15 protein-coding genes are annotated in these 19117 nt (G+C 52.8%); 6 read left to right on the plus strand and 9 right to left on the minus strand.

Annotated elements, in window-relative coordinates:
* The first annotated feature begins 69 nt into the window (after positions 1–69).
* A complete protein-coding gene (locus RUDLU_RS0118470) occupies positions 70–909 on the plus strand; it encodes a tetratricopeptide repeat protein (protein ID WP_019989897.1) in 840 nt (279 codons plus the stop codon).
* A gap of 377 nt (positions 910–1286) precedes the next feature.
* Positions 1287–2849 (plus strand): Rne/Rng family ribonuclease, encoded by a 1563-nt coding sequence (locus RUDLU_RS0118475; RefSeq protein ID WP_027303199.1) that lies wholly within the window; start codon positions 1287–1289, stop codon positions 2847–2849.
* A gap of 100 nt (positions 2850–2949) precedes the next feature.
* On the opposite strand, the gene dnaG is transcribed toward RUDLU_RS0118475, so the two are convergent.
* Entirely contained in the window at positions 2950–5037 is a 2088-nt protein-coding gene (gene dnaG / locus RUDLU_RS0118480; RefSeq protein ID WP_019989899.1) for a DNA primase, read from the minus strand.
* Positions 5038–5211: 174 nt separating this feature from the next.
* Here dnaG and RUDLU_RS0118485 point away from each other — a divergent pair, with 174 nt between their 5' ends.
* On the plus strand, positions 5212–6627 hold the full coding sequence (locus RUDLU_RS0118485) for a vanadium-dependent haloperoxidase (protein ID WP_083940600.1): 1416 nt from the start codon (positions 5212–5214) through the stop codon (positions 6625–6627).
* Between the two features lie 78 nt (positions 6628–6705).
* Here the strand turns inward: RUDLU_RS0118485 and radC are convergent, their stop codons facing one another.
* From radC to RUDLU_RS0118500, 3 genes are all read right to left on the minus strand, one after another.
* Positions 6706–7401, minus strand: coding sequence for a RadC family protein (gene radC / locus RUDLU_RS0118490; RefSeq protein WP_019989901.1), 696 nt, complete (start codon positions 7399–7401; stop codon positions 6706–6708).
* Between the two features lie 99 nt (positions 7402–7500).
* Positions 7501–7767, minus strand: coding sequence for a 30S ribosomal protein S20 (gene rpsT / locus RUDLU_RS0118495; protein WP_019989902.1), 267 nt, complete (start codon positions 7765–7767; stop codon positions 7501–7503).
* A 168-nt stretch (positions 7768–7935) separates the two neighbouring features.
* On the minus strand, positions 7936–8334 hold the full coding sequence (locus RUDLU_RS0118500; protein ID WP_027303200.1) for a Dabb family protein: 399 nt from the start codon (positions 8332–8334) through the stop codon (positions 7936–7938).
* Between the two features lie 88 nt (positions 8335–8422).
* Between RUDLU_RS0118500 and RUDLU_RS0118505 the strand changes: the two genes are divergently transcribed.
* Positions 8423–9430, plus strand: a complete 1008-nt coding sequence (locus tag RUDLU_RS0118505; RefSeq protein ID WP_019989904.1) for a zinc dependent phospholipase C family protein — start codon at positions 8423–8425, stop codon at positions 9428–9430.
* Positions 9431–9506: 76 nt separating this feature from the next.
* On the opposite strand, the gene RUDLU_RS0118510 is transcribed toward RUDLU_RS0118505, so the two are convergent.
* The 4 genes from RUDLU_RS0118510 to RUDLU_RS0118525 form a co-directional block, all read right to left on the minus strand.
* The gene (locus tag RUDLU_RS0118510) at positions 9507–10580 is read right to left on the minus strand and encodes a M23 family metallopeptidase (RefSeq protein WP_019989905.1); all 1074 of its coding nucleotides are present in this window, start codon (positions 10578–10580) and stop codon (positions 9507–9509) included.
* 236 nt (positions 10581–10816) lie between these two features.
* Positions 10817–11785, minus strand: coding sequence for a thioredoxin-disulfide reductase (trxB, locus tag RUDLU_RS0118515; RefSeq protein ID WP_019989906.1), 969 nt, complete (start codon positions 11783–11785; stop codon positions 10817–10819).
* A 239-nt stretch (positions 11786–12024) separates the two neighbouring features.
* Positions 12025–13842, minus strand: coding sequence for an OmpA family protein (locus RUDLU_RS0118520; protein ID WP_019989907.1), 1818 nt, complete (start codon positions 13840–13842; stop codon positions 12025–12027).
* 173 nt (positions 13843–14015) lie between these two features.
* Positions 14016–14651, minus strand: coding sequence for a 7-carboxy-7-deazaguanine synthase QueE (locus RUDLU_RS0118525; protein ID WP_044129560.1), 636 nt, complete (start codon positions 14649–14651; stop codon positions 14016–14018).
* A gap of 174 nt (positions 14652–14825) precedes the next feature.
* On the opposite strand from RUDLU_RS0118525, the gene RUDLU_RS0118530 reads away from it, so the two are divergent.
* Entirely contained in the window at positions 14826–15614 is a 789-nt protein-coding gene (locus RUDLU_RS0118530; protein ID WP_019989909.1) for a hypothetical protein, read from the plus strand.
* A 181-nt stretch (positions 15615–15795) separates the two neighbouring features.
* Here RUDLU_RS0118530 and RUDLU_RS0118535 read toward each other — a convergent pair whose 3' ends face one another.
* A complete protein-coding gene (locus RUDLU_RS0118535; protein ID WP_019989910.1) occupies positions 15796–17454 on the minus strand; it encodes an amidohydrolase in 1659 nt (552 codons plus the stop codon).
* A gap of 188 nt (positions 17455–17642) precedes the next feature.
* Here RUDLU_RS0118535 and RUDLU_RS0118540 point away from each other — a divergent pair, with 188 nt between their 5' ends.
* On the plus strand, positions 17643–19061 hold the full coding sequence (locus tag RUDLU_RS0118540; RefSeq protein WP_019989911.1) for a TolC family protein: 1419 nt from the start codon (positions 17643–17645) through the stop codon (positions 19059–19061).
* The last annotated feature ends 56 nt before the right edge of the window (positions 19062–19117 follow it).

The following is a 19117-nucleotide window of genomic DNA, read 5'->3' on the forward strand; positions in this document are numbered from 1 at the left end:
TTAATGGAAACGTCAGAATAGCGATGTTTTTTTGCCAAACGAACATCCATCGTTAGACAATTTCCACCTATGAACAAACCAATTCTGCTTGTTGTCGGTCTTGCTTCGCTACTCACGGTTGGCTTGTACAGTCTGCCGAAAGGGGTTGTGCAAAACACCAATAAGCAGTTGAGTGCACAAGAGGGTGGTGGGCGAACCACTACCGCCAAAGCCGAAAATGCTTCGGCAGCCGGCTCGGCCATGGAGCACAATGCTCCGTTATCGCCTGAGCAGGAAAAGAAGCGTTCGGCTTTGCTGACGGCTTATGCCTCGGCAACAGATAAGGGCAAGGCTACCGAAACACTTGTCGAGTTTTTTCGCTCGGTAAGCCGCTTTGATAGTGCAGCGTATTACGCTGGTCAGCTCGCTACGGCGCAGCCGACGGAGCCCAACCTGTTGCGTGCGGGCGATTTGTATTTTGAAGCATACGGCTTTGCCGTAGACGATAAAAAATCGGCCGACCTGGGGCAGAAGACGAGAGATTTTTACCAGAAAGCTCTTGACAAAAACCCTGACCTGCTGCTGGCGAAAGCTAACATGGCCATGACGTATGTGAGTACGCAGACGCCAATGCAGGGTATTATGCTGTTGCGCGAGGTACTGCAACAAGACCCAACCAATGAGGTTGCCTTGTTTAATCTCGGTCTGCTTTCAATGCGTTCGAATCAGTACGACCGGGCAATTGAGCGGTTCCGGCAGATTCTGACCGTGAATCCGAACAGCCGCAAGGCTCGTTTCTATTTGGGCGTTAGCCTGGTAGAAAAAGGAGAGAAAGCGGAAGCGCAGAAAATTCTTGCCGAGGTGAAAGCCACGGAGAGAGATCCGCAGATTCTGGCTGCTGTGAAAGAGCTGGAAGAGCGGATGAAGTAACATTGTAGTTTGCAGTTTACGGTTTGTAGTTGTTGAAGAAGAACGTGAACCCGTTTCATGGACTAATTGAAAACAGTGAACTTAAAACTGAAAACATAAATAGGGCGCCCGGGTGGGTGGCCGACAAATCAGATAACCATTAAACACGTTTTTACTATGCCTTGCGGTAAAAAAAGAAAACGCCATAAGATCGCTACCCACAAGCGGAAGAAGCGTCTCCGGAAGAATCGGCACAAGAAAAAGTAGTTTACAGTGAACAGTGTGCAACGAGCAACTAACAGTGAACAGATTTACCTGCTTACTGTTGGTTGCTCGCTGTTCACTGTTCGTTGTTTACTGTTTATCTCCATCGCCATCTCTAACCGTGTCTTCATCTGGTGAGTAATGAATTAGTTATCAGTTCGACTCAGAAAGGTGATCGGATTGCCCTCTTGCAGGACAAGAGGTTGCTCGAATATCACATCGAAGAGTCCGACAGCAGCTTTACGGTTGGCGATTTGTACTTAGGCACAATAAAGAAGCTATCATCGGGTCTGAATGCCGCGTTTGTGGATGTAGGACACGAAAAAGATGGGTTTCTGCATTACCAGGATTTAGGGCCGAACATTAATTCGTTCCTCAAATTTACTAAGGATGCTATCGCCAAACGGGTTGATACCGGCCGGCTCAATGGTTTCAAAATGGAGCCGGAGATCGATAAAATCGGCAAAATCGATAAGGTATTAACGAAGGGTGCGCCGATCTTGGTGCAAGTTGTAAAAGAGCCTATTTCAACAAAAGGTCCGCGGTTATCGTGCGATATTTCGATTGCCGGCCGGTACTTGGTACTGGTGCCTTTTGCCAACGGAGTCAATATTTCCAAAAAAATCACCGACCGGGCCGAACGTTCGCGGTTGCTCCGGTTGATGTCGTCGCTGAAGCCCCAAAACTTCGGCGTGATTGTCCGGACGGTAGCGGCCGGGCGTGAAGTGGAAGAACTGGATCGTGATCTGCAAACGTCCCTCGAAAAGTGGGATACTGCCATCAAGACCCTCCGCGATGCCAAACCCCGTGACCGGGTGTTGGGCGAAATGAACCGGGCTTCGTCTATTCTTCGCGATATGCTGAACGAATCGTTCGACAGCATTACGGTCGATACCCGCGAAGCATTCGACGACATTAAGCACTTTATTCACACGATTGCTCCCGAAAAAGAACGCATTGTTAAGCTTCATGCGGGAAAAAACAAAGTCTTTGAGGCCCTTGGGTTAGAAAAGCAGTTAAAGTCGCTGTTTGGGCGGTCGGTAAGTTTGCCGGGTGGGGGATACCTCATTATTGAGCATACCGAAGCGCTGCACGTGATTGACGTCAACAGCGGCAACAAGTCTAACTCCGAAGAGGATCAGGAAGCAACGGCCGTGAGCGTAAACCGCGAGGCCGCTAAAGAAATTGCCCGCCAACTCCGGTTGCGCGATATGGGCGGAATTATTGTGGTGGACTTCATTGATATGAAGCGCGCCGAGAATAAGAAGTTGGTGTATGACCTGATGCGCGACGAAATGCGCACCGACCGGTCGAAATACACAATTTTGCCGCTGACCAAGTTTGGTCTGATGCAGATTACCCGGCAGCGAGTCCGGCCCGAAATGAACGTGGCAACCCGCGAGGTGTGCCCCACCTGCAACGGTACCGGTACCATTCAGGCGAGCGTATTGGTGACTGACGTGATCGAGAATAATCTTGATTACATCCTGACCAAGCAAAACGAGCGCGGCATTAGTATCGTATTGCACCCGTTCCTGCATGCGTACTTCAGCAAAGGGATTTTTTCGCGGCAGTGGCAGTGGTACATGAAATACAAAACCTGGGTGAAACTGGTGAAAGACAGCTCGTTTGGGATCATGGATTTCCGGTTCCTGACCAAGTCAGGCGAAGAGATTGAAATTACAGCCGGGAGCTAACAGGCATACAGGCAACGAAAAAAGGCAACCCATCGGGGTTGCCTTTTTTCGTTAAGTGCGCTCAATATGTAGAGAGGAATTAAGTAAGGCCATTTAGGCATCACCCCGAAATGACCGTCCCCAGTAGTTTGGCAATTTCTACGTCGACCCGTTTGTAGTGCATGTATTCGGCCATCAGGCGGTCGCTTTCATCAGGGTCTGATGTTTCGACAATACCCCGCCGGATTTCGAGCATTTTTTGCTCGGCCAGCAGTTTCTTAATGCGTAAAATGTTGCCGTAAGCGGCATCGGCCAGAATAGACACGTCTTCTTCCGATGGAACAATGATCTCGTGCTTAAGCCAACCATCGCTGATTTCGTGACGGGGCGTAGTCAGGTTGATGGCTTCACGGTGGGTTTCAATCTGTTCGGGCTTTCGCAGAAAATCATCGGCGGTCAGAATATCGCCGTGCAGGTAGGCCTCCCGAAACAGGGTGAGCATCAGGTTGTAGGGAGACGTTTGAAACTCAATGCTATCCAGCTCCGACAAGACGTACTGGCATAGCGTAATGCCCGGCTCCAGTTCGCGCGTGCCGTAATTGACCAGGAGCCGGATGCACTCTTCTTCCTGAAACGACAGGCCCGAACGCTCCGGTTTGGGAGCCGTGCGAGCTTCTGGTGTGGGTGCAGGAGGAGCAATACCCGCCGGGATGTCGTCCAGGAAAAAGTCGTCGGGTGGCCCGTCGATACCGGCCTCCGAGAGCAGGGCGTTGATGTCGGCAAGCGACGCATCAGGCGCTGAACCCCGGTTGATCGGGCCATTTTGGGGGCGGTTCTGTTCGCGGTCGCGCTGCCGTTGCTGATCGCGGCTTTGTTGCTCCTGCTGTTTGCGCATCAGGCGGTTGCCCTCGCTGATGAGCGTTTGCTCATCAACCCGCAGTTGAGCGGCCGTTGTTCGGAAGAAAACCTGCCGTTGCAGGGCGTCGGGAATTCGAATAATACTGCTGACTACCTCGCCGATGACCTCGGCCCGCTTAAACGGATTGTCGCCCGCGTCGCGTAGCAACACATCGGTTTTGAACCGGATGAAGTCGCTTGTATGACTTTTGATGTAGGCTTTGAACGCTTCGGCCCCTACGCGCCGGACGTAGCTGTCGGGGTCTTCGCCATCCGGAAACGTCACAATACTCACGTTGAGGCCCTCTTCGAGCACCATGTCGAGTCCACGCAGGGCAGCCTTGATGCCGGCCGCGTCGCCATCGTACAGGATAGTCACGTTTTGGGTAAACCGCCCGATGAGCCGAATCTGCTCGATGGTAAGCGACGTACCCGACGAAGCTACTACGTTTTTGATGCCTGCCTGATGCAGTGAGATGACGTCTGTATAGCCCTCCGTCAGGTAACAGACGTCCTCCTGTCGAATGGTTTGCTTGGCCTGATAAATGCCGTACAGAACCGCACTTTTGTGGTAAACCTCGGTCTCAGGCGAGTTGAGGTACTTGGGCTGGTTCTTATCGTTGACCAGAATACGGGCTCCAAACGCAATAACCCGCCCTGATACGTTGTGGATCGGGAACATGACCCGCCCCCGAAAGCGGTCGAAAACCCGGTCGCGTTTAGACCCACCGTCATCGGTTTTGTTCAGAATCAGGCCCGCCTTTTCGAGCAGGTCGCGGCTGTACCCCCGCCGTTCGGCTTCCTGTAACAAACCGTCCCAACTATTAAGGCTGTAGCCGAGTTCAAAAGCCTGAATAGTAGGTGTGGTAAAACCCCGTTCGCGGAAGTAGCTCAGGCCGATACTTTGGCCTTCATCGTGGTTGGCAAGCAGCTCGGCAAAGTAGGTTTTGGCAAAGTTGAGTACGATGAACAAACTTTCACGTTCGTTTTGCTTGAGCAGGTCTTCGGGCGTGGGAGCCTGTTCCTCAATTTCGATGCCATATTTTTTGGCTAAAAAACGTAGCGCTTCCCCATAGCCGACGTTCTCAATATCCATTACAAATCGCACGGGATCACCGGCTTTGCCACAACCAAAGCACTTGTAGATCTGCCGGGCCGGGTTGACGTTGAACGACGGCGTTTTTTCGTTGTGGAAGGGGCAACAGGCGATATAATTGCTCCCCCGTTTTTTGAGCGAGACAAAATCGCCGACAACTTCTACAATGTCGGCGGCTTGTTTGATTCGTTCAATGGTCTCGTCGGGGATGCGCATGGTGATGAAAGCAGAGTCAATCGGTAGTCAAAGATACGACAAGAATCAGCTTTGGAGATGACACTTATCCGGCCCTTCGCCGTCATAGGTACAGGTGCTTGTAGTTGGCACTACTTTTGCTCTAGCCGTGATGAGGCTAAATTTGTGTAACTGTGCTTAGTTACATGTATGCGCATGGAAAAAAATATACAAACCATAGTATCGACACCAAAGGCTGGGGTCATCGCTAAATTCCGGGATAGGTCGTCTTTTCTTTTCCTGTTGGTTGCCATCCTGTTTCTGGAATCGTGCCGACAGCAAACGGAAGAAAATAACGTAACTCCGCAACCTAATAGCAATACAGCCGACCAGATTGATAACACAGTGGCACTGACCTGGTCGGATATGACGCTCCGGCTTGTTCGGAATAGCCCAGGTTTTTCGCCCCCGGTGGCGGCCCGGGCCATTGGCTATGCCGGGGTAACCATGTATGAATCGGTGGTTGCAGGCATCCCGACGAAGCGGTCGCTGGTATGGCAGTTGCAGGGGCTTACCACCCTGCCTACCGTTGAAGCCAACAAAGCCTACAATTGGGCTCTGTCGGCCAATGCCGCGCAGGCTGTGGTTCTGAAAGGCTTGTTTGCCAACACCAGCGACGCCTACAAAGCCAAAATTGACTCGGTCGAAACGGCACTGCTCAACCAATACAAATCAGGTGATGTGGCTGTGAACGAGCGCTCGATAGCGTACGGCAAAAGCATTGGGCAGGCCATTTTTGAGTGGTCGAAAACCGATGGCGGACACGAAGGGTACACGCGCAATTTCCCAGCCGACTATAAAGTGCAAACGGGTGCTGGATTCTGGGAGCCCACCGACGCCCGCAAAGTTCCTCTACAACCCTACTGGGGGCAGGTTCGGACTATGTTGGCCCGCAACGCAGCGTTGCCGGTACCGTCTATCATTCCCTATTCAACCCAGATTACTTCATCGTTTTTTGCGCAGAATCTGGAAGTGTACACCAAAGGGAAGTCATTAACGCAGGAGGAAAAAGAAATTGCTGTTTGGTGGGCCGATGACCCAAGCGATACCTTTACCCCCCCCGGCCACTCGTACAACCTGGCCCGGATTGCCATCCGAACGGCCAAGGCAGATTTAGCAAAGTCGGCCGAAGCGCTCGCGCGGGTAGGAATTGCGGTCAATGATGCGTTTATCTGCTGCTGGAAGTGCAAGTTTACTTATAACAATATTCGTCCGCAGAGCTACGTACGGTACTTTATTGATCCGAACTGGATGCCGTTACTGTCTACTCCGCCTTTCCCCGGCTTTATGTCAGGACATGCCACTCAGTCGGGGGCTGCGGCCATTGTACTGTCTGAAGTATTTGGCAGCAATTTCTCCTTTACTGATGATTCGCACGTAAATCGCGTCCGGGACACCAAGCGGAACGCTGATTTTAAAGCACGCTCCTTTAAGTCGTTCTGGGAAACGGCCGAGGAGTCGTCGTATTCTCGTTTCCTGGGCGGTATCCATACCCGTCAGGATAATGATACTGGTCTGCGCGAAGGCCGCAAGGTAGGGCAGAACATTAATGCCTTAGCCTGGAATAAGTAAGCATTAAAGGATAAAGCCGAAAGGGAGAAGGGAAACGGACAAAACCGTCTTCCTTCTCCCTTTCGGCATTTTTGCCTGTTACAACAACCCTTCGTCGGCAAAGCTGAGGTACGCCCGATCGGTAAAGATCAGATGGTCGAGTATGGGAATATCCAGAAGTTTGCCACCTTCCCGTAGTTTGCGGGTGAGGTCTTTGTCTGCCTGCGAGGGTGTGAGGTTTTCCGAAGGATGGTTGTGCACCAGAATGATCGAACTGGCCAGATTCTCGACCGCCTGTTTGAAAATCAGCTTTGGGTCGGCAACCGTCCCCGAAACACCACCGGCGCTGATCTGAACAGGGCGCAGCACCTCGTTGGCCCGGTTAAGGAGTAAAATCCAGAACTCTTCGTGCGGTTTATCGAGCAGATGCGGCCTGATTTCCTCGTAGGCATCCCGTGAGCAGGTGATGCGGGTGCGTTGGGGCCGGTCCTGTTCGCGCCGACGCCGACCCAGCTCGAGGGCGGCTACAATGCTAATGCCTTTGGCCTCGCCGATACCTCTGAACTTCGATAAGTCTTTAACGCTCAACTTGGCCAGCTCGTTTAGGTTATTCCCCACGCTCTGCAAGATGATCTTGGACACATCAACGGCGGTAAGGTCGGTAGTGCCCGACCCGATCAGAATGGCGATCAGCTCGGCGTCGGAGAGGGCAGCCCGTCCTTTGAGCATTAGTTTCTCACGGGGGCGGTCTTCCTCGGCCCAGCTAAGAATTTTACGGGGGTTATCGTAGTTCATGACGGTGGGGCATAAAAAAACCTCACACGGGTACGTGTAAGGTTTTCATAAATCGTTGGTAGGTAATGGCTGATCGGGATCAGCAAATCACAACAACAATTAGGCAGCTGCCTGAGCCAGCTTGTTGACAAAACGAGCCAGCTTTGACTTGTTGTTTGAGGCTTTATTCTTGTGAATAACATTGCGTTTCGCCAGTTTGTCGAGCGCAGATGCTACTTTCTTATACAGTTCAACAGCCATTGCGTGATCGTGTGTCTCACGGAGAGACTTGACCAAATTCCGGGTTGTTTTGTGCTGGTAACGGTTCAGTAAACGCTTCTTGGCACTCGACCGGATGGCTTTCTTCGCAGATTTGTGATTTGCCATTTTGTATGTAAACGAATTTCTTGTTTCGCAAAAGAGTTGCAAAAGTACGGCTTCTTTCTCAGAACATCAACACTTTGTGCTGAAATTTAAGAAGTTGCCCTGTATGCACTCAATGGCCAACCTATAGAACGGCACCACTCGTTTCCGCGCCGTTGGTGGCAGGTTGTTTTACTGTTGAATATCGGCGTTGATAACCAGAATATTTTCCCAGGCGGCTTCGTTCTCGGCCTTGAAGGTTTTGAAGGGGGCACTCTGCTGAAAATTTTTCATGTCGTCTTCGGTTTGAAACGTCAGATAGTGCACAACATCGTATGAACCCGACCGGCCTGCGGGCTCAATTGTCCGGCCTGCACTGTAATTTACGATGGCTTTCGTTTCACGCTTTAGCGCAGCAAATGCATGCATATGGCGCTCAACAGCTTCTTTCTCAGTGCTGTTTTTGAACTTCACACAAAAAATTTGCTGTTTTAGTGCTTTTCTTGCAGGAGAGTAAGCTCCGTAGATGAAAAGCCCGAAAGCACAGAATACAGCGACAATTAGCAGATAACCCTTTGATTTACGATTCATTGTTATGTTTTCTTGCGGTTAAGCAAAATTTTGTTCTGTTAAAATGGTTCCTTGCTTTAAAAGTTTAACATTTTCTTTGCAAAGTGCTATGTTCGTTCAAAGGTATGTTTTTTTGCTCTGGTTGTATGCGTTCTGCCTACTTTTTATTGCGTCAGAAACACGGGCTAAGGCCCCAGTAAATCGACCAAGCTGGGGCTTCTATTCGCATCGCCAAATCAATCGGCTGGCGGTTTTTACGCTACCTGCCGAGATGATGCCTTTTTTTAAACGCCATATCGATTACCTAACTGATAATGCCGTTAATCCGGACCGTCGGCGGGTGGCAGTGGTGGGTGAGGCTCCCCGGCACTTTATTGATCTCGACGACTATCCCGATACGACAACGGCTACGTTGCCCCGTTACTACAAGGATGCCGTTAGCCGATATGGAGAGGATACGCTGGCGGCTCATGGCATTGTGCCCTGGCATATTCAACTGGCCAAATATCAATTGACCGAGGCAATCCGAACGCGTAACGTTCGTCAGATTCTCCGATTAGCTGCTGATTTGGGGCATTATATTGCCGATGCCAACGTGCCTCTGCATACTACCCGGAACTACAACGGCCAACTGACCAATCAGCAGGGAATTCACGGGTTTTGGGAATCGCGGTTACCGGAGTTGTTTAGTCATCAGTTCGATTTTGTGGTGGGCCCCGCCGATTACGTCCAATCGCCCCAGAAAGCAGCCTGGCGGGCAGTTTTCCGGGCTCATGCTGCCCTCGATTCTGTATTGCGTACCGAGCAGGAACTCACTGCTCAGGTAGGTGATACCCGTAAGTTTGGATTTGAGGAGCGTAATGGGGTAACCACGAAGGTTTACTCCGAAGTGTTTTCGGCGCAGTACCACGAGCGCCTGAAAGGGCAGGTAGAGCGGCAGATGCGCGCGTCGGTAAAAATGGTGGGCGATTTCTGGTATACCTGCTGGGTAGATGCGGGGCAGCCAGATTTACGCGAACTGGCTCGGCAGGAGCTAACCGAAGCAGATAAAAACGAAGAAGCCGCCGAGCAAAAAAGTTGGCTCAGGCGGCTTTTTATGGTTCGGTCAGAAAATTAGTGGCAGTGGGCAGTAGCAGTAGGCTGTTTCTTACATCAACCTCGCTTCTCTGAACGACTGCCACTGCTTACTGCTACTAATTGACACGTAGCTTTTGCCCCGGCCGAATTTTGGTACGCTGCGACATGTGATTTTTCCGGGCCAGTGTAGAGGCCGACATCCCATAGCGGCCGGCAATCGACGAGAGGGTCTCGCCTGAGCGTACCCGATGAAGTACGGTCCGCTTGAACTTGGGCTTAAAGCTCAGATCTGAGCCCGAACTGGCGTTGCGACCTCCGCGTAGGTAATCCCACACCTTACTGGTCAGCAGAAAGTGGTCGGAGGTGACCACGTTTTCGGGGAAAGCGTAAATATTGAGCGGGCTGAAAGGGTTGCCTTCGTAGCGGGTTTCGTAATGGAGGTGCGCGCCATAACTCCGGCCTGTGTTGCCACCGAGCCCGATTTGATCACCGGCTTTCACTAATTGACCTGACTCTACGAGTTGTTTTGACATGTGGCCGTAGAGTGTTTCGAGACCGTTGTAGTGCCGAATCAGCACATACCGCCCGTATCCGTTTCCATCCCAGCCAACTACCCGCACGATACCATCGAAAGCCGCGTAAACTGGGTCGCCGGTTTCGCAGTCGAGGTCGGCACCGGTATGCCAGCGCCCCCAGCGGTAGCCGAAGTTTGAGGTGAGTTTGCCTTGTTGGAGTGGGGCCGACCAGAACCGGTTGGCCGGTGGATCGTACAGCTTAATATCGATTACCTCATCGAAGTCAAGCGGGTTAATGTTGTAAGGGTCAATATGGCGGGAGTCCCAAACGGCGTAGTAATCCGCAATTTTTACCCACTCGTCGCCCACCTGAACCGAGTCGATTACTTCTACCACGCTCGTTTCACCCTGGTCGATCATGCTGGTATCTTCAGCCACGACTGGGTTTACTTCCTTTTTCGGCTCAAATTGATTGTTGAAACGCAGGCTGGTTGTTTCCTGCTCGAACACATCGGCTTGTTTCTTTTCTTCGGCCGCCGGGAAGTTGGGGTTGTAGGTAGTTTTGGGCTTGATGCGCGAGTTTTTGAATAAGCCCCGCTCCTGAGCCTGCGCATGTAGCGTGCTCAGGCCTATGCATCCGAAGGCGATTAGCCAGGCAATCCGGTTTTTTATCATCGGTTCGTTCCAGTAGGCAGTTGGTCAATGATGGGCAGCCCGGAACGAATAATGAACTATGATGGGCAGTTGGCTTCGGCGAGGGAGGCCAGCTGCTCATCAGTAGCTGTTCATGAAGTGTCGTTCGGCAGGCGGGCGATCAGGATCAACCACCAGAGTTAAGTTAAGTACTGTGATATACCCGATTTCAGGCCAGCCAAGCGAACTCGTCTGGCCTGAAATGTAAAATCCGTAAACTAAGCGACCAGATGCTCCTGCATTTCGAGTGTTACCAGATAACGCTCGGCGTCGAGAGCAGCCATACACCCGGTGCCAGCCGCCGTGATGGCTTGCCGGTACACATTGTCTTGGGCATCACCGCAGGCAAATACGCCGGGGATGTTGGTCCGTGTGCTACCTTTCTCGGTCAGAATGTAGCCATTGCTGTCCATGTCGAGGTAGTTTTTGAAAATATCGGTATTGGGTTTGTGGCCAATAGCTACGAAAAAGCCGGTCACGTCGAGGGTGCGTTGTTCGCCCGTTACGGTATCCTGAATCAGAATGCCGTTTACCTCCTCGTCACCCAGGACTTCGAGGGTCTCGGTGTTCCAGAGCACTTCAATGTTGTCTTTCGACAGAACCCGCTGCTGCATGAACCGCGAGGCCCGCATCTGATCGCGCCGAACCAGCATATACACTTTACGGCAGATGTTGGAGAGGTAGCTGGCTTCTTCGGCCGCGGTGTCGCCCGCGCCTACAATGGCTACGTCCTGATTGCGGAAGAAGAACCCGTCACAAACAGCACACGCTGAAACACCCCGACCGTTCAGGCGCATCTCGGAGGGAAGGCCCAGCCATTTGGCCGAAGCACCGGTCGAAATAATAATACTGTCGGCCGTGATTTCGTGTTTCTCGTCGACAACCGCCCGGTGCGGACGTCCGGGGCCGGGGTTGGCTTCAAACTGGACGGAGGTCACCACGCCGTAGCGCACGTCGGAGCCAAACCGGCGAGCTTGTGCTTCGAGGTCCTGCATCATCTGCGGGCCATTGACACCCTGTGGGTAGCCGGGGAAATTATCGACTTCAGTTGTGATGGTTAATTGGCCACCCGGTTGGGCACCCTGATACAATACGGGTTGCATATTGGCCCGTGCGGCATAAATAGCTGCTGTATATCCGGCGGGTCCGGAGCCAATAATAAGGCACTTTACATGTTCGGGAGTCATCGTCACTCAGAAAAGAATGTTGTCAGAATGGATCAGAACAGCCGCTTTTAGTACAAGGCAATGGGTGCCACAAGCTACCGTTCGTAACGACAACATTGGCAAAGTTCAAAAAAATTCCTCGTGAAACCAAGCAGATTAGTAGAGCAAACCAATCCTTTTATCCTATTTCAGCCTCAGTATCGGGGAGTTAGGGCCGATAACCGGGAGAGGATACTCATCCGAGACCGGCTCAAAATCAGCTACAGAATACGCCACTCGATCCGGCGGTTCTGGCGTCGGTTTTCGTCGCTGGTATTGGGTACTAATGGTCGAGTTTTGCCAAATCCGGCCGATTTGATCCGGGTGGGTGCAATGCCAGCTTCGGTCAGGTAGGTGACCACGGTCTGAGCCCGTTTTTTCGATAAGGTCAGATTGGCCGTAGCATCGCCCTGATCATCGGTATGGCCCGATACTTCGATGGTTACCGTCGGGTTCAGCTTCAGAAAATCCGCCAACCGGTTTAGCTCCGTTCGTGACTTATCGGCCAGATCGTACCGGCCCGACTCAAAAAACAGGTTGTTGAGTGTCTCCTTGCCTGTAGGGCTGATGGGTTCGAGGGCTACCGGAAGGGCTACACCACTGCTGGTTTCCTTCGTCTTTTGGGTAAAATCGAACGAAAGACTTTTGAATAGGTAACCGGGGCTGCTCACGTACAGGGCATACTCGCCCTCGGTCGGGAGTACAATAGCGTACTGGCCGGTTTGGGCGTCGGACTTGACCCGCGAAATAGTCTGGTTGGTAGCCAGGTCGATCAGCTCAACGGTGGCCGTAACCGGTTTCTGGTTTTTGCTGTTGGCCACCACGCCTTTGAGGTAGCTAACCGGTTTTACCCGCTCGCGCAGCGACTCGGGCATGTCGAACACGTAAATCCGCGACCGTTGCGAAATGCCCTCTTTCTGTTCCTCGAATGAATAATAAGCCCGTGCTCCGTTGGCCGACACAAACAGCGAAGCCTGATCCTCAGCCGTATTGATAGGATACCCCAGATTGCCGGGTTGGCTCCAACGCACCGAGGCCGTGGTGACCAGACTGTCGCTCACAAAAAGGTCATAGCCGCCCATACCAATGTGCCCTTCCGACGCAAAAAACAGGGTTTGTCCGTTGGCGTGAATAAACGGTGATGCTTCGTTGAAGGTCGTGTTAATGGGTGTGCCCATGTTGACGGGAGCCAACCAGTTGCCCTGCTCGTCGGCGTCGGTACGCCAGATGTCGCGTTTGCCCTGACCACCGGGCCGGTCTGATACAAAATACAGCCGCCGACCATCGGCCGATAAAGCGGGTTGTGATTCGTAATAGCGGCTGTTTACCGTTGGGCCGAGGTTCTGGGGTTCAGACCATTCGTTGCCGGTTCGCCGGGTAATGTACAGGTCGCAGCTACCCATCCCTTTACGACCCTGGCAGGCGGCAAACACCAGGGTGCGCCCATCGGCCGAAAGGCTGGGAGTCCCTTCATTGTCGACCGTATTGATATTGGGAGATAGCGATACGGGGGGCTGCCAGGTTTCACCGTTGAAGGTGGTCGTAAACAGGTCTTCGTCACCTTCGGGTTTTAAAACCGTAAACACGAGGGTCTGCTCGTCGGCGGTGAGCACCGGAAAATATTGCGAGGGGGTAGTTTGCAAAGCCGACGAAAGTGGGCGGGGCGTTACGGCCTGTGGGCGTTGGGTAGCTTCCTGCCCGAAGCGGGCGGTGGCCAACAGCCGCTCTACGCGCAGGGCCTGTGCCGACTGCGGGGCAAACAAGGTCGCATATTTTTCTAAATAGGGAATCGCTTCGGCGTATCGGCCGAGCCGGAGCAGCAGGTTACTCAACGATTGGTAGGCCGGTGCCGTAGTGGGGGCATCGGGCTGAAGCCGCACTGCTTCGCGGTAGGCCAGCAGGGCGGGCTCTACTCGTTTGGTAAACTCGTACAGTTGCCCCAGCTTCAGGTGCGCATCGGCAAAGGAAGGTTCGCGCTTAATTGCTTCCTCCATGAACGCAATGGCTTCGGTGGCTTTACGTTCGCCAAAAAGCTTCATCGATTGTTCATAAAGCTGCTTAGTTTTGGGAGCCTGTGCCTGACAATCAACCGAGACCAACGAACCGATAATGACAATCAGGCACCAGTAAACCCTGATGAATGAGTGACCAGGGGTAACTATCTGGTAAAACCGATCAACTGTTCGCTGTTTGCTGTCAGTTGGTCGTTGCCTCATGGAATATCCATGTACTTGTGGGTTTGCAACGATACCTGCCATTGCGGATTACTTTTTACGTACTCAACGATGAGCGGCAGCATTTCTTTTGTTCGGCTCCATTCGGTTTGCAAAAACAGCCGACAATCGGGGCGGAGGTAGGGTACAAACGACTCCGCAAAGGCAAAATCCGACTGGTTATAGATAATCACTTTTAATTCGTCGGCTTGCTCATAAATGGCGGGATTGGGCTTTTTGAACTTCTTCGGTGAGAAGCAAATCCAGTCCCAGCTACCGGTTACGGCCTCGCACACCCCCGAAGTTTCGATGTTCGTTTTGAACCCGGCCGCCTGCAAGGCCAGCGTAAGGTCGGTAAGATCGTGCATGAGGGGTTCGCCACCCGTGATAACGGCCATACGGCCGGGGTGGGCAGCCGCTTCGGCCACAATCTGATGGATAGACTGATGTGGGTGGGCGTTTACATCCCACGACTCTTTCACGTCGCACCAGTGGCAACCCACATCGCAGCCCCCCAGTCGGATAAAGTATGCCGCCCGGCCGCTGTGTGCTCCTTCGCCCTGTAGGGTGTAAAAAGCTTCCATTACGGGTAGGGTGGTGGTTGATATAATTGGTTGATTGAGTGTCGTATTCATCGGGCAAAGATACGGATTATGGGCGAGCCGGTTGAGGTAGACCGGCAAGGTAAACACACTTCAGACGGTTTTTCAGACCATCTATCCAATTCCGGTTGACTATCTGGACTAGCCTCTTTAGCTTTGGTAAGTACAACTAATAGAAGTGAACCAATAGCAACAACAAATACGGTCATGAAACGAAATGCCTGGGTACTATACGCGGCTCTGGGAGTGGTCAGTGCGCTGGGACTAAGTGGATGCGCATCGAGCAAATACCTGCAACTTACCCCCGTGACAGGCGATGTGGCGCATGTTGAAGGGCGTATGGTGACAAAGGCCGAGGTGGATAGCCTGGTTGTGGTGGCTTCGTTTGAACGCGAAGACATGGAATACCTGGCTATGGATATTGAAATCAAAAACAAATCGAGCCGGCCGGTGCGTGTTGACCCGGTCAACTTTAGGTACGTAGCCCTTACCGCGAGCGAAGATACCCTCCGCGAGTCGCACAACCCGGCATTGGCGGTGGCCCGCACAGCCGCCGATCCAACGGTTGAGGGAGAGCGGGTAAAGAGTAAAGTAGCCCGCGAAGAACGACGCCTGAAAACGGCCCGTATCATCAATACGGTGTTGCTGGTGGCGACTGTAGCCAGTGATATCTCGTCATCGACGCGCCGACAGTCGGTCGAGAGTAGATTTCAAAACCGCGTGGCTCACAACAATGCGTACCAACTAATTCAGGCCAAGCGGGTGATTGATCACGGGGTATTTGCCGACCGGATGCAGCAATACGGTTTTGAAACCTACCGCTGGAGCGAATTGGCCCTGCAACGGACGTACATTGAACCGGGCGAATCGGTACGTGGATTCGTCTATCTGCCCAAAGCAAATGCAGCCCAGTTTATTCGGCTAAACTACCCGGTTTCGGAGCAGAGTCATGTTTCGCTCGTGTTCAGCCAGGAAATGGTGAGCCGAAAACGATAACCGAGGGTATAAGTGAATGAACAATGTAAAATGAATGCCTGAATTACCCACTCACAGCCAGTCCTTTAATCATACATTTCACATTGTTCATTATACATTAATTCAGTCTAAGCACTTAAAGACAGCGGGCGCGTCGGTGGTTATGTACCGACGCGCCCGCTGTTTTTGCGGTATTGTGTACTTAAAATACGCGCTCACCACCTACCCAGGTCTGTAGCACCTTGGTTTGGCGCAATTCGGGAGCAGGGGCTTTCATGATGTCTTTGTTGAGTACCACAAAGTCGGCTTGCTTACCGGGGGCGATGCTACCGCGCATCTGGTCTTCAAAGTTGGCGTAGGCCGCCCAGCGAGTCATAGCCAGCAGAGCCGATTGGCGGTCAACTGCGTTTTCGGGCTGGTAGCCACCCGCCGGGAAATTTTTGGCATCCTGCCGGGCCGTGGCCGAGTGGAAGCCAAACAAAGGGTTGACTGCCTCGACCGGGAAATCGCTGCCAAATGCAATTACATTGTTTTGTTTCATCAGATCTTTGAAGGCATAGGCGCCTTTTACCCGCACCGGCCCGAGCCGTTCGGCGGCCCAATACATATCGGAGGTAGCATGGGTGGGTTGTACCGACGGAATCACCGAGTACCGATTGAATTTCCAGACATCTTCGGGCGATACCACCTGTGCGTGCTCGATGCGCCAGCGACGGTCGTTTTTGGTTTTCAGGAGTTTGCCGTACAGGTCCAGAATAAGGTGGTTGGCCGAGTCGCCGATACAGTGCGTGTTGGCCTGAAACCCGCTACCCGCCAGCTGAGTCAGAATCCGCTCCAGCTCGGCGGGGCTAAGGAGCAGAAAGCCGGTGGTTTCGGGCCGGTCGCTGTAGGGCTTGCGCAGGCAGGCACCACGTGAGCCGAGGGCCCCGTCGGCGTACAGCTTAAACGACCGAACGGTGAGCCGGTCGGTTTGGTACGGTCCTTTTTTGAGGTAATAATCGATGTTGGGCAGGCCGAGCGAGATCATGGCGTAATCGCGGATCTTCAGTTTGCCTTCTTTCTGCAACCGCTCAATCAATTCAATGTCGTTACGGTTCAGGCCCGCATCCGACACCGACGTAAGGCCGTACGAGAAACACATTTTCTGAGCCGCCAGCAGCATTCGCTCTTTGTCCTGATCGTCGGGTTGCGGAATTACCCGCCGAACCATCTGCATGGCGTTATCGACCAAAACACCCGTGGGCTGCCCCTGGGCATCGAGCACCACTTCGCCCCCGGCGAGTTTGCTGCCGCCCGTAATCTGGGCCAGTCGGAGGGCCTTGCTGTTGACGAGCAGGGCGTGCCCATCAACCCGGGTCAGGGCCACCGGGATGTTCGGGAAAGCGGCATCGAGCAGGGCCTTTGTGGGGAAACCCCGCACGGGGGAGTCGGTAGCGGGCCAGTCGTTCTGATCCCACCCCCGACCAATGATCCACATGGCCTGCGGGTTTTTCTCGCCAAACGCTTTCAGCCGCTGTACTACTTCGGCGTATGACCCGGCCCCGACCAGATCGGCCTGATCGAGCATTTGGCCCAGGCCCATAAAGTGCGAATGCGGGTCGAAGAAACCCGGATACACCGGTTGACCGCCCAGATCGGCAGTGCTGTCGGCGGTGTATTGTTTGGCCAGTTCGTCGGCAGACCCAACCGCCAGAAATTTCCCGTCTTTAACGACAAAGGCGTTGGCGGTCGAAAAGGCCGAGTCGGCGGTGTAAATGGTGGCATTTGTTACCAGTAAATCGGCTGATTGCCGTTGCTGACAGCCGACCAGCAAGAGGCCGGCAAACGCAGATGCGAGAGATACGGAAGAGCGTACGCGCATGATGTTGATTAAGTAGGTCGCAATTATACGGCACTTTTCGACAACGGAGCGACTTATAGTCGTTAGGTTTGTGAATCTTGCTTTCGTCGGTGTATTAAGGCAGTTTGTCGATTGGTATCTATACGCAATAGAGGAGTAAACCTGTCTAAACACTAATTTTGACTTTCATACGCGCATTTCCCCATTTTATGAGATACTGCTCTTTTCTGGTTTGTTTTTTCCTCTCGTTCCAGGTACTTGCCCAGCAGCCCACCCGCCCCACGACAACCACACAACCGCAAACCGATACGCCCACTTCGCCCGTTCAGCGGGCCCTACAACGCACGGTAACGCTGGCCAATTTACCCCAGAAAGGTAGTTTGCTTTCATTGTCGGAAGTGGTGTCGTCTGCCGTTGCCAACAACTATCAAATTCGGGTGAACCGCTCACAGGAGCTGATTGCCCAAAATAACAATACAAAAGGTTTTGCCGGGTTTTATCCTACGGTGAATTTTACGTTTCAGAACAACCTGCTGGTGCAGAATCTGCGGCAGGATTTCTTTAACTTCAATGTTCCTCCACAACGGCTCTATGGTGTTGTTAACCGAAATGCCACCGTTGGGCCTGCGGCTACGTACACTGTGTTCAATGGATTTGGCCGCGAAGCTACCCTTGCCCGGCTCGGCCAGCTGGTACGGGTGGCCGAAGTAAATACCCGCGCCAATATTGAGCTGACCATTGCCGACGCCACTACGGCTTACTACGACGTAGTGCGGCAGCTTCAGCGTTTGATTGCGTTCCAGCAGGCGTTGGATATCTCCCGCGAACGACTCGAACTCGCACGGGCCACCTACGAGGTCGGGACGCGGTCGAAGGTTGATTTTCTGAGTGCACAGGTCGACTACAATGCTGATAGTGCCGCCTTGATGACGCAGCAACTGAATCTGCGCAACGCTAAAGTGGTGTTGAATACGTTGCTGGTACGCGAATTAGATACGGAATTTGCCGTACGGGATACCATTCTGGTACGCTCTGATCTGTCGTTGCCCGACCTGCGCGAGTCGCTCAAACAGCAGAATCCACAATTGGCAGCTGCCGTACTGAATCAGCGTCTGGCAGCTATTGATGTACGTTTGGCCCGAGCCCAGCAGTATCCTCAGGTTGATTTGCTGGGCGGATATAGTTTTTTGCCTACTGACAACCAGGCTGGCTTCGGAACGCGCCGAGGCCGCAACGAAACGTATTCGTTGGGAATTCGGATGGTGTTGCCGTTGTACAATGGCGGAAACCTGAAACGTCAGCTTGCCAATGCCCGGATCAACGAACAGATCACCGCCGATCAGACCGCTAACCAGCAATTACAGCTCATGTCGGCGCTTGAGCAGTCGTATCAGCAATACCGCAACAGCCTCGCTCAACTCCAACTGGAAGTGCAGAATTATCAGATTGCTCTTCAGAACGTTGATATCGCCTACGACCGCTACCGGATTGGGAACTCTACGTTTGTCGAGTTTCGGGATGTACAGCGCAATGCACTCACGGCCCAGACGCGCCTAATTGATGCCTCCTTCAACGCTAAGTCGGCCGAGATAGAACTGCTCCGTCTGAGCAGCACCATAACCAAGTAATCGTTTCTGCGTTTATAAAATCGTAACCAGACTAAGGGAGCGGAGGGGCTGCGAAG

It is taken from the genome of Rudanella lutea DSM 19387 (assembly GCF_000383955.1).
Classification (GTDB): Bacteria; Bacteroidota; Bacteroidia; order Cytophagales; family Spirosomataceae; genus Rudanella; species Rudanella lutea.

Excerpts from the sequence above, each read along its gene's own strand:
- RUDLU_RS0118470 (WP_019989897.1), top strand. The coding sequence starts at position 70 with ATGAACAAACCAATTCTGCTTGTTGTCGGTCTTGCTTCGCTACTCACG.
- dnaG (WP_019989899.1), bottom strand. The coding sequence starts at position 5,037 with ATGCGCATCCCCGACGAGACCATTGAACGAATCAAACAAGCCGCCGAC.
- RUDLU_RS0118485 (WP_083940600.1), top strand. The coding sequence starts at position 5,212 with ATGGAAAAAAATATACAAACCATAGTATCGACACCAAAGGCTGGGGTC.
- radC (WP_019989901.1), bottom strand. The coding sequence starts at position 7,401 with ATGAACTACGATAACCCCCGTAAAATTCTTAGCTGGGCCGAGGAAGAC.
- rpsT (WP_019989902.1), bottom strand. The coding sequence starts at position 7,767 with ATGGCAAATCACAAATCTGCGAAGAAAGCCATCCGGTCGAGTGCCAAG.
- RUDLU_RS0118500 (WP_027303200.1), bottom strand. The coding sequence starts at position 8,334 with ATGAATCGTAAATCAAAGGGTTATCTGCTAATTGTCGCTGTATTCTGT.
- RUDLU_RS0118505 (WP_019989904.1), top strand. The coding sequence starts at position 8,423 with ATGTTCGTTCAAAGGTATGTTTTTTTGCTCTGGTTGTATGCGTTCTGC.
- RUDLU_RS0118510 (WP_019989905.1), bottom strand. The coding sequence starts at position 10,580 with ATGATAAAAAACCGGATTGCCTGGCTAATCGCCTTCGGATGCATAGGC.
- trxB (WP_019989906.1), bottom strand. The coding sequence starts at position 11,785 with ATGACTCCCGAACATGTAAAGTGCCTTATTATTGGCTCCGGACCCGCC.
- RUDLU_RS0118520 (WP_019989907.1), bottom strand. The coding sequence starts at position 13,842 with ATGAAGCTTTTTGGCGAACGTAAAGCCACCGAAGCCATTGCGTTCATG.
- RUDLU_RS0118525 (WP_044129560.1), bottom strand. The coding sequence starts at position 14,651 with ATGAATACGACACTCAATCAACCAATTATATCAACCACCACCCTACCC.
- RUDLU_RS0118530 (WP_019989909.1), top strand. The coding sequence starts at position 14,826 with ATGAAACGAAATGCCTGGGTACTATACGCGGCTCTGGGAGTGGTCAGT.
- RUDLU_RS0118535 (WP_019989910.1), bottom strand. The coding sequence starts at position 17,454 with ATGCGCGTACGCTCTTCCGTATCTCTCGCATCTGCGTTTGCCGGCCTC.
- RUDLU_RS0118540 (WP_019989911.1), top strand. The coding sequence starts at position 17,643 with ATGAGATACTGCTCTTTTCTGGTTTGTTTTTTCCTCTCGTTCCAGGTA.